Below are 10,809 nucleotides of genomic sequence, written 5' to 3'. Positions count from 1 at the left end.
TCTCCCACCTATGGAGGTGAGAGTCTTCTGCTGAATAAAGATAGATGGAAAGGATTGGTTTGATGTGTACACTAGCGCGCTTTGTAACAAGTACACATAAATATATTATCTATGCGTGGATTGCGATTTTCCTCGTCATGGCATTTTTCGCAATTAAGTTGCCAGGTCTCCTTGAAGGAGATGGCTTCCGTATGGACGGCGAGCATGCTGATGTTATGGATATTGTGTCGGAGGATTTTGGGTTGCCCGCCGAAACGATGTTTCTCGTTTTCAACGACGTCCAAAATGACAAAGTAAAGTCAACTCTCGATAAAATAGATAAACTTAACGTCACGTCAGAAATCGCTTCCCCTTTGGAGAACGACAATCAGTACAAAGATGGCGTTTCTTACGCACTTCTACATTTTGATAATGAAGCAGAAGATATGTCCGCCATCGTTACGGACATCCGCGACGCAGTAGGTAATGAAAAAGGGATTACACTAACTGGTGCTTCAGCAATTTCCAAAGACATCAACACAGCAAGCCAACGTGACCTCATGACAGCAGAAGCAATTGGGTTACCGATTGCAATCATTATCCTCCTATTCGCATTCGGGACTGTCGTGGCTTCATTCGTACCGTTACTAATCGGTATCGTGACGGTCATCTCCTCATTTGGAGTATTGACAATTCTCGGTAGTAAAATGGATTTATCCATTTTTGTCCTGAATATCATTCCAATGCTTGGTCTTGCACTCAGTATTGATTTCGCTTTGCTGTTCATCAGTAGATATCGTGAAGAGCGCAAGAAGAGCGACGTACATGAAGCAATTGGCACAACGATCCAAACGGCCGGGAGATCGGTTATCTTCTCCGCATTTTGTGTATTCATCGGGCTTGGTGCAATGCTGCTAATTCGTGTCGATCTTTTCCAAAACATCGCAATAGGCGGAATGATTGTCGTCGCAATGGCTGTTTTTGCCTCTGTAACATTGCTACCTTCCGTACTCATCGTTCTCGGTGACCGGATTAACAAATGGCAGCTGTTGAAAGAAAAGCCTGCTGAAGCGAACGGCTGGCGCAAATTTGCCAATGCAGTTATCAAGCGTCCCGTTACAATCACAATTATTGCATTTGTTTTACTCGGAATTGCAATGATTCCAGTAAAGAATATGGATTTAACTATTCCGCAAATCGAATCATTGCCAGAGTCGTATGATACACGCCAAGCCTTTGAGCTGATGGACGAAACGTTCGGTCTTGGTGACCAGTCTTCTGTTTATGTAATTGCAGAGCGTACTCGCGGCTGGGAAGATACAGAAGGACTTCAGTCAATGAAGGCACTTGAAACCGAACTTTCAAATGACTCTTTGGTGGATGAAGTTAATACACTCTTCACCGCCAGTGACATCGATTCCGTAGAACAATGGGAGCAAGCGATGACAGTACCAGATCTGGCTGCGAGGCTTTCCCCTTTAGTTGACACATTCGTTAAAGATACACAACTCATGATTCCAGTAACCCTTCTTGCCAATGGCAGTTCCAAAGCAGCTCAGGAATGGGCGCGTAGTTGGTCTGAAAAAGTAACAGATTGGAATTTATCAATCGGTGGACACCCTAAGTTCAATCAGGAAATCTTCGATGAAATCGCGGATAAAATTTTGTATGTTTTATTAGTGATCATTGTCTCAACTTTCTTCATCCTGATGATTGCCTTCAAATCCATTTTAATACCCATTAAAGCGATTCTTATGAACATCGTCGGATTGTCCGCAACGTTCGGTATTCTCGTTTATATATTCCAGTATGGACATTTTGGACTGGAAGCAGGCACGATTGCGCTTATTATACCTGTCATCGTCTTCAGCCTCGTCTTTGGACTGAGCATGGACTATGAAGTGTTCCTAATTTCACGGATGCAAGAAGAATATGCGAAGACGTTGGATAACGACCACGCAACGGTTGAAGGACTTGCGACAACTAGTAAAATTATTACCTCAGCCGCACTGATAATGATTGTTTTGACGGGGGCATTCGCCTTTACGGATGTTTTACCTGTGAAACAAATTGGCGTCGGTATCGCTATTGCAGTCGCTATTGACGCTACAATTATCCGTCTACTTCTTGTTCCTAGCCTGATGAAACTGTTTGGCAAATGGAACTGGTGGCTCCCTTTCAGAAAAGGTCCTCATAAACCTGAAAACTAGACAGCAAAAAGCGCATCAGGATCATAATTCCTGATGCGCTTTTCCAATTATACTTTTCCAGATCCAGTTAATAACTCAACGATATTCACAATCGGCGCCATCCCATTTTCAATGTTGTTCATAGTTATTGTCATTGTGATATAAATTAACGCAATGCCAATTATGATGAATAGCACAAGGCCGATGACGAGGGTTTTGCCTTTCATCGAGCATCATCCTCGTCTTCGACTCTTGTGAATTCCTCTTCAATCAAATAAACGTCTGCTTCGTTATAATCACCGAAACTTTCTTCCAGATTCAAGCCGTGATATAAATTCCAGAAACCTTGCTCTTCCATAAGGATTAGCTCTTCACCCTCATCGTTGACAAACTTTTGTACAATAGCTTGCGGTTCAGGTGCTCCTTCGGATAATGCTTTAATCGAATCTGCAATTATTTTGCGCAGTTCCGCTTCTGATGCTTCACGTATATTGACGAGACCGCGTTCATCCGCATCATAACCTGGAATTCCAGCTACGTAGACAAAACCGTTGCCGTTCGGATGAAGATGTTGAACAACGACTGTTTTTTCGTACAAGCTTTCCTCGTAATGATAGTTGACCCGTTTCATTGACACGTCTTTGCGTGTTAGTTCGGGAATTGTTTCGAAAATCTGTTGTTTCTCTTCAAATGTCAGCATATTTGTTCACTCTTTTCCACTCTGATTTCGTTTAGTATACCATTATTCTTCTTTCACGGATAACCCAAGCACACGTGCAAAACCGATTGCCTGATCTTTTGAGACAATACAGCCGGCAATTTTCGGCAATGTAACTTCAATACGGTCATATGTACTGTCTGACAAATCAACACCATTCAAATCTGTTTCAGTGAAATTGATATTATCCAACTTGCATATCTTAAATTGTACATTGTTAAATGAACTTTCATAAATATCGCCATCCGTTAAATTACATTCCACAAACTCGACTTCCTTCATGCCAGAGAAACTGAAGTTAATGTAGCGGCCATCGCATTCCTTAAATAACGTATGACCCACTTTGGCATTCGCAAAATCTGCACCCGTCAATTTCGAATTGACCACTTCACATCTGTGAAACATGGCACTTTGAAAATTGATATTGGAAAAATCACATGTGTCAAATACAACGTCAACGAATTCCGCACCTGATAGGTCGCTTCCTGCAAACGATACATCTTTGAAGACAACGTCATCGAAAGTCAATCGCTCCCCTTCCGCACCAGTCATGAAGCCGCCATCAATTCGAACTTTTTCAACATATCCTTCATTGTCCAGAATCTCTTCCACCCGCATAGCCTTGTGGGTCACTGACATTTTCGGTTTCTGTCGTTTACTTGCTTTCTTTTTAGTCAACATAGATCCCCCTTTAGCGAGTCTTCCATTCTGTAAATAAAATAATTAAAATGATGACCGCGATCGCAAGTATATAAAACCAGCTTGGAACACTGCTAATTCCACCAAACATATTTTTCGTCCCTTTCTTTACTTAGCCCTTTTCACGCCTGTAATGACTGTGAAATCGATTGTAATGCTCTTTATATCCATTTTAAGTGCTTCCTCGACTTTAGCAACACTTGCACCCCATGTAAGTGGTGTCATGCGAATGAGTGGCGCCAATAAGCCAGACTTTAGCGGAAATAAATAGGTAATCCGCTCGGTAGTGACCGATTCGAAATGTTCCGCGAAGCGAGCGACTGCATCTGTTTCTTCTTTGCGTTCTTCATTCTCATAAAAAACAGATCGCAGCTCTTGTAAATAACCACTTTCGGGTACCGCCTTTATAAATAGTCCATCAGGCTTCAACAGACGCGTAAACTCCGCGTAATTGGCTGGCGATAAAATATTCAAAATAACGTCGAATCGCTCGTCGTTAAAAGGACAATTTGCAAGATCCGCAACACTCCAGACAGCCCCCGGATACTCTTTGGCTGCAGCCGCGATTCCCTCTTTTGCAAGATCAATGCCCACGCCAGTTGTATGGTTTGGCAATTGCGATAGTATCGTCGATAAGTGTGTACCTTCACCGCATCCTGCATCGAGAATGTTAGGTCGATTCCGTCCCTCGATATGTGTAATTACCGTATTTATCATAAAATCAAGAACTGGTTTAAAAAACCCGCTGCTCATTACCGTTTTTCTTGCTTCAAATAGCGATTTGTCATACTTTGTTATATGGGCTTGTGGAGCCAGATTGACATAGCCGTTTTTTGACAGGTCAAATGAATGGCTATCTGTGCAGACAAGACGCGCATTGTCCACCATACTCATACCAGATGAGCAGATGGGGCATCTGAACAACTGGGAATTGGCTTCCATTACTTGTGCATTTATCATTTTTCTTGATATAGTCATACGATTAAAACTCCGATCATCTGTTGTACTAACACTAACAGTATACCGCTATTTTGCGGGGACTGGAAATGGAGTGAATTTTGCCTATCGCTACCAAATCGTTCATTATTCAAATAGGTTATCGCTGTATTCAACCCACTGTTGGGGGTTACAATAGCAGATAGGAGGCGATTCCATGAAACGATTATTCCTTTTCATTCTTTTCTTGAATGCACTATACTTCACAAAACCTTACTGGGAAGAACCAGTCTCACAATATGTTGATATCTCTTTTCTGGATCCTGTTGACGAAAAGATTGGAACCCTTTTAACGAAAGAATCACTGGATACTGCAGTTCAGCAAATTAGCGAAACGATAAATAAAGCTGTCAGTCTTGTAACTTCTAAAACTGCCCAAGTAGAAGAAACTGCTGTTGCAGTTAAAAAACCTGTCCTGGCTAAACCGGAGAAAACACGCCTATCCATCCATAACATTGAACTCGGGAGCACAGAAAAGATCGTCGCGGATGAACTGGGTCAGCCAAAAATTCAATCCACGAATGAATACGGTACCGAATGGTTCACTTATCACGACAACTATCAAAATTTCGTTATGGTTTCATTTGATGAAAAGCGTAAAGTGAATGCCATTTATACGAATGATGATTTAATTTCATCAGTCGCCGGCATTAAATACGGTTCCCTTAAATCCACCGTTCGCGAAACACTTGGTGAGCCTATCAAAGAAATTCGTAAAGGCTTATCTATTTACGTTCTCCAGGAAAGCGATGGGTTTGATGTCTTTAAATCAGGCGATATCTACACATATGTTTTTTATGACCTGCATCAGAATTCAAAAGTAACAGCCATCCAGCTAATCGCTGATTCATTGGAAGATAAAAAAAGCGCAATCTATGCCAGAGGTGATTCAGATTTGCGTGATGGTTTTGAGCAACAGCTATTTGATTTGACAAATGCAGCGCGCGTCCGTCATGGCCTGAGCATTCTAGAATGGGAGCCTAGCGTAGCGATAACAGCACGCAAACATAGTGCCGATATGGCAGTTAATAATTATTTCAGTCACGATAACAAACAAGGCAAGTCCCCGTTTGACAGGATGGAAGACGACGGCGTCAAATTCCGTGGAGCAGGTGAAAATCTTGCTTACGGTCAATCCAGCAGCATCTTTGCACATGAAGGTCTCATGAATTCAGCCGGTCATCGCGAAAACATTCTGCTCGACACCTACAGCCATCTTGGTACGGGTGTTTCGTTCAATGATAAACTGCAACCTTATTACACAGAAAACTTCTTGCTTAAATAAACACCTATTAGAATTTGTGAGTCAAATTTAGGGAATTGGATAGACTAGTAACAACTAGGAGGGAAAATCCAATGAAAGCCGTTACTTACCAAGGTCCAAAAGACATTAAAGTGAAAAAAGTAGATGACCCTAATATCGAAAAACCCGATGATATTATTGTCAAAGTGACTTCCACAGCAATTTGCGGTTCAGACCTGCACATCTATTTGGGCGCAATGCCAACGCATAAGGATTATGTGATTGGTCATGAACCAATGGGCATCGTTGAGGAGGTCGGTCCAAATGTGACTAAAGTAAAAAAAGGAGACCGAGTCGTTATTCCGTTCAACTTGGCATGTGGTCAATGTTTTTATTGTGATCATGAAATGGAAAGCCAGTGTGACAATTCGAACACCAATCCACATGTAGACACGGGCGGATATCTCGGATTTACAGAACGTTACGGCAACTACCCCGGGGGACAGGCTGAGTATTTACGTGTGCCGTACGGCAACTTCACCCCTTTCGTCATTCCTGAAACGTGTGAACTCCCCGACGAAGCACTTCTTTTCATGTCGGATGTCTTGCCAACCGCTTATTGGAGTGTAGAAAATGCAGGGGTTAAAAAAGGAGATACTGTCGCCGTCCTTGGGTGCGGTCCAGTCGGCCTAATGGTTCAGAAATTTGCATGGATGAAAGGTGCCAAACGTGTAATAGCAATTGACCACGTGCCGTACCGCCTGAACCACGCGGTTAAAATGAATAAGGTCGAGGCACTAAATTTTGAGGACTTCGATTCCATTGGCGGTCATATTAAAGAGATCACTCGCGGCGGAGTCGATATTGTCATAGACTGCGTAGGAATGGATGGTAAAAAGAATATGTTCGAAAAAGCCGGGCAGAAACTGAAGCTTCAAGGTGGCACATTAAGTGCGGTCAATATAGCACAGAGCGCTGTCCGTAAATTCGGGACCATCCAACTGACAGGCGTTTACGGTTCTCTTTATAATATGTTTCCCCTAGGCAAGCTCTTTGAGCGCAACATCACGCTAAAAATGGGACAAGCCCCGGTCATTCATTACATGCCAATGCTGTTTGATAAAATCACAAAAGGTGAATTCGATCCAACAGAAATTATTTCCCATGTGGTTCCACTTGAAGAAGCCCCCATCGCTTATCAACATTTCCACGACCACGAAGATGAGTGCATAAAAGTTATATTAAAACCTTAATATTAAAAACGCTAGCGAGAAAGGCTTGAAAACCGGTATTTTCACTGGACTATTTCCGTCCCACTTTCGACGAATTAATCACGAAAGTTTTTCCGGGGGGCAAGTGTGGCTAGAATTATATCTTTAGCCGCTTCTCTCCAGGTCAGAAGCAAGCTATTCTTTCGTCCCAAAAAGCTTCGGAACTTCTTGTAATTGTGTCTTTGGAGAGCGACGGATGGACAACCACCATAAGATTACCGAAAAGATTAGTAGGGATGCGACGAAGTCGCATCCCTACTAATCAAAACGTCTCGATAATGGTATAGAAGTTGTTCCATTCAAAGCGCTCCAAAGACAACACTACACGTATTCCTCAATGTTTGACCATGTTTTTTCTGGTTACTTTTGGTTAATCAACAGGCATGGGGAGTTACATGACTGTTTTGTCGTATCGCCTTGAATTCAACGCCCCTCACTCCTTACCTTATTTCTTCCCAATCGCAGCACAAGCAATTCGGTCACCTGAATTACCCGCTGGATCCGTTTTGTAGTCATCTGCTTTTTCATGGATGACAAGCGCACTGCCATCGCTATCTAGAAGGGTATTATCTAAATCAGGCTTTAATGTTACAAAGGCTGATGTCACTTCGGCGATCGCTTTACCTTGCGCATCGACTTCGAGGTTTGGTAAATCACCTAGATGAAACCCTTTTGGATTATCAAATCCGTGTTCTTTTTCCTCTGGATTAAAGTGAGCTCCAGCCGATTTAAAATCAGGCGTAGTACATACCGCTGTTTCATGTATATGGATGCCGTGCATGCCGGGAGACAGCCCCTCTGCCTGAATATTGATCGTCACACCGCCATCTCCTTCAACAAAGGTGGCTTCACCAATTTCTTTACCTTGTGTATCTAGAATTGGTGCTTTCAACGATTGGACGACCTCTCCACTGACTTGTAATTTCGAACCACCTCCACCGCAGCCACCTACAACTACTAAAGCACACAGCATTAAGGATATTCCTAATTTTCGTTTCAATACGATTCCTCCCTATTATCTCTTCTTAAGGAGGATGGCTTCCAGTTGAAATTTTATACATATTAAAACGCCGTTGACTCCAACTTTGGAATCAACAGCGCTCATCATACTTAAAATAGTTCTCTCGCCAGTAAACGATATACATTTAAACGCTTCTCTTGAGAGTGGGGAATGCTGCAAATCATTGCTTCATCAAATCCGTAAGTTTCTTGCTCTTCCTGCAATCGCAGTGCTATTTCTTTTGCGGTTCCTACTAAATGAATTTTGCGATTTTCTTTAATCGTCATACGGTCCATTTCAGTTAACGGATAATCTTGAGCTGCTTCAGGCGTTAATGCCTGACCCAAGCGACCCTTCCTCAGCATTAAGCGTGAAATGTCCTGAGGGACTGCTTCGAACTCCGCTTCTTCTTTCGTTTCAGCTACCGTTACCATATAGGATACATTGATTTCTGGTTTCTCCAGGAATACCGATGGCTCAAAGTTATTTTTATAAGCATCCAAAATTTCTTTCGTCATGCCGCCATTGAAAAATTGTGCAAATGAATACCCTACGCCCATTCGTCCTGCCTGAACGGCACTATTGCCACTCGAACCAAGTAGCCAAGCTTCCGGTAAAACAACGTGAGAGGGCGTTGCAATTGTTTTATTGTATAAGTTATTTTCAGGCACTTCATCGTTGATCAATTGCAGTGCTGTCTCAAACTTTTCATACATATCGTTGACCATCGGCTGGCGCCCTTCGGATAACGCATAGATAGAATGGTTATCGCCTCCAGCCGCACGACCGACACCAAAGTCAATCCTTCCTGGTGAAAGAGCACTTAGTGTTTTATATACTTCGGCGAGTTTCAACGGTGAGTAATGCATCATCATCACACCACCTGTACCGATACGAATTTTTTTCGTTTTAGCGGCCAAATGAGCTGCCGTTACTTCAGGTGCTGAGCTTGCAAATGCTTTTGTGCCATGGTGTTCTGCCATCCACATGCGGTGATAGCCTAATTCATCTGCCAAGATTGCCAGCTCTTCTGCATTTTTCAAAGCACCAGGAGCAGTATTACCGCTCGTTATAGGAGCTTGATCGAGTATGCTTAATCTCATATCTTTATCGTCCCTTCTCCATCTCTTTTTCTTTGTTGACGAATCTTTTCAGGTGTAACGTCCTCTCCAAGTGGATCGATTACAGTAATGCTTGAAACGGTGTTGAGAACTTGACCACGAATTTCTCGTAAATAGTCTTGTTGCAATACTGTTTGTTCGACCATTTCAGCATTTGTCAAACCTTCTTCGCGTTGTTTTTTAGCTAGCTCATTAATGCGATTTAAACCTTTAATCATTTTATCTCCCTCTTTTCCTTGCTCTTACAAGACCATTTTTTCGCGAATCAATTCTTGTAGTGAATCCACGTTCTGTTGAAAGCGCTCTGTCTGAATTCCCTCTGACAGGGATGCGATTGTTTCACGCTTCAGTACAGATCTCCAAACCGATTCAGCCTCTTCCATTAAATCCGTTAACAAACAGCATCTATCTTCTTTTTCCAAATCAAGCATGTCGTCAAGGATACCGCTCGCAGAATACAAGGATTGCTGCCCTTCAATAGCTAGATAAATATCATATACTCGAATCTCTTCAGGCTTTTTCTTTAATTTGAAACCGCCTTTTACACCCGGCACGGAGGTAATCAAGTCTGCACTGACCAGTTTTCTCAACATTTTTTGAAAATATGTTGGTGAGGTTCCCAGTTGCTGACTAATCGCTTCTCCTGGTAGGACTGCCCTATCCGGCAGCATATTTAACATCAGAATCGCATAAACAGATTGCTCAACGCCAGTTTTCATTTGCATAAAGTTCGCCTCTTTTATTAAACTAATGTAGATATCTATTATCCTCTTTATCAAACTTTATCTTACAGTACTCATAAAGTACACTTATTTGATTTCACAAAAAAACCGCTGACAGCCCATTACCATGGAGTTGTCAGCGGTTTTTCATTTACGCGAGTATTAGTTTTTCTAGATCCATCGGTGTGATATAAATACCGTCCTTGTAAACACGCATGTTGCCGCCTGAAATTTCGTCAATCAGCATGATGTTGCCTGTTTCACTGTCGCGTCCGAATTCAAGTTTAATGTCGTACAGATCCAGACCTTTCACTGCGAGCTCAGCTTTGACTACGTCTGAAATTTCTTTCGTCAAGGCCTCCAGTGTAATATATTCCTCCGCTGTCAATAATCCAAGTTGCGCGAGTGCATCTTTGTTAATGGGCGGATCGTTGCGATCATCATCTTTGAGCGTTACTTCAACGAATGCGTCCAAAGGCTGTCCTTCTTCGCAATACGCGCCGTATCTGCGTAAGAAACTTCCGACTGCACGATATCTGCAAATGACTTCAAGACCTTTACCGAAAACCTTGGCAGATCTAACCGTCAGAGTCACTTCATCGATATCGGCATCGACGTAATGTGTCGGAATGCCTTTCTCAGCCATTTTCTCAAAAAAGAATTTCGTCATACGCAGCCCGGATTGACCCGCACCTTCAATGGTCAACCCAACTGTGTTAGCGCCTGGATCAAAAACTCCGTCTTCTCCAGTAACATCATCTTTAAATTTCAGCAGGACATTGCTGCCATCCAATTCGTATACATCTTTGGTTTTCCCTTTATAAATAAGTTTCATGTCCACGTTTCCTTCCATAAGAAAATGTAGTTCCAT

12 protein-coding genes are annotated in these 10,809 nt (G+C 42.5%); 3 read left to right on the top strand and 9 right to left on the bottom strand.

Annotated features, from left to right (window positions below; all coding sequences use genetic code 11):
- The first annotated feature begins 62 nt into the window (after window positions 1–62).
- Complete coding sequence (locus tag AC25Y5_RS16460; RefSeq protein ID WP_488141243.1) at window positions 63–2,189, top strand: MMPL family transporter; 2,127 nt, start codon at window positions 63–65, stop codon at window positions 2,187–2,189.
- A gap of 47 nt (window positions 2,190–2,236) precedes the next feature.
- Here AC25Y5_RS16460 and AC25Y5_RS16455 read toward each other — a convergent pair whose 3' ends face one another.
- The 4 genes from AC25Y5_RS16455 to AC25Y5_RS16440 form a co-directional block, all read right to left on the bottom strand.
- Window positions 2,237–2,395: a hypothetical protein gene (locus AC25Y5_RS16455; RefSeq protein ID WP_488141242.1), complete on the bottom strand. Its 159-nt coding sequence runs from the start codon at window positions 2,393–2,395 to the stop codon at window positions 2,237–2,239.
- Complete coding sequence (locus AC25Y5_RS16450; RefSeq protein WP_488141241.1) at window positions 2,392–2,868, bottom strand: hypothetical protein; 477 nt, start codon at window positions 2,866–2,868, stop codon at window positions 2,392–2,394. Before AC25Y5_RS16450 ends, AC25Y5_RS16455 begins: the two co-directional genes overlap by 4 nt.
- 42 nt (window positions 2,869–2,910) lie before the next feature.
- Window positions 2,911–3,564, bottom strand: coding sequence for a pentapeptide repeat-containing protein (locus AC25Y5_RS16445; RefSeq protein WP_488141240.1), 654 nt, complete (start codon window positions 3,562–3,564; stop codon window positions 2,911–2,913).
- Between the two features lie 129 nt (window positions 3,565–3,693).
- Window positions 3,694–4,563 carry a methyltransferase domain-containing protein gene (locus AC25Y5_RS16440; protein ID WP_488141239.1) on the bottom strand — a complete coding sequence of 290 codons (870 nt, stop codon included), beginning with the start codon at window positions 4,561–4,563 and terminating at the stop codon, window positions 3,694–3,696.
- Between the two features lie 175 nt (window positions 4,564–4,738).
- On the opposite strand from AC25Y5_RS16440, the gene AC25Y5_RS16435 reads away from it, so the two are divergent.
- Window positions 4,739–5,866 carry a CAP domain-containing protein gene (locus tag AC25Y5_RS16435; RefSeq protein WP_488141238.1) on the top strand — a complete coding sequence of 376 codons (1,128 nt, stop codon included), beginning with the start codon at window positions 4,739–4,741 and terminating at the stop codon, window positions 5,864–5,866.
- Between the two features lie 71 nt (window positions 5,867–5,937).
- On the top strand, window positions 5,938–7,077 hold the full coding sequence (locus AC25Y5_RS16430; protein WP_488141237.1) for a zinc-dependent alcohol dehydrogenase: 1,140 nt from the start codon (window positions 5,938–5,940) through the stop codon (window positions 7,075–7,077).
- A gap of 463 nt (window positions 7,078–7,540) precedes the next feature.
- Here the strand turns inward: AC25Y5_RS16430 and AC25Y5_RS16425 are convergent, their stop codons facing one another.
- From AC25Y5_RS16425 to AC25Y5_RS16405, 5 genes are all read right to left on the bottom strand, one after another.
- A complete protein-coding gene (locus AC25Y5_RS16425) occupies window positions 7,541–8,095 on the bottom strand; it encodes a superoxide dismutase family protein (protein WP_488141236.1) in 555 nt (184 codons plus the stop codon).
- Between the two features lie 110 nt (window positions 8,096–8,205).
- Entirely contained in the window at window positions 8,206–9,198 is a 993-nt protein-coding gene (locus AC25Y5_RS16420; protein ID WP_488141235.1) for an LLM class flavin-dependent oxidoreductase, read from the bottom strand.
- Window positions 9,195–9,434, bottom strand: coding sequence for a DUF896 domain-containing protein (locus tag AC25Y5_RS16415; protein WP_488141234.1), 240 nt, complete (start codon window positions 9,432–9,434; stop codon window positions 9,195–9,197). The genes AC25Y5_RS16420 and AC25Y5_RS16415 overlap by 4 nt, the downstream gene beginning before the upstream one ends.
- Before the next feature lie 24 nt (window positions 9,435–9,458).
- A complete protein-coding gene (locus tag AC25Y5_RS16410; protein ID WP_488141233.1) occupies window positions 9,459–9,941 on the bottom strand; it encodes an RrF2 family transcriptional regulator in 483 nt (160 codons plus the stop codon).
- A 148-nt stretch (window positions 9,942–10,089) separates the two neighbouring features.
- Window positions 10,090–10,773: a phosphoribosylaminoimidazolesuccinocarboxamide synthase gene (locus tag AC25Y5_RS16405; RefSeq protein WP_488141232.1), complete on the bottom strand. Its 684-nt coding sequence runs from the start codon at window positions 10,771–10,773 to the stop codon at window positions 10,090–10,092.
- Window positions 10,774–10,809 lie beyond the last annotated feature (36 nt).

It is taken from the genome of Sporosarcina sp. Y1011, assembly GCF_057669885.1.
The sequence above is the reverse complement of the archived record's forward strand: the minus strand, read 5'-3'. Positions and strand labels throughout refer to the sequence as shown.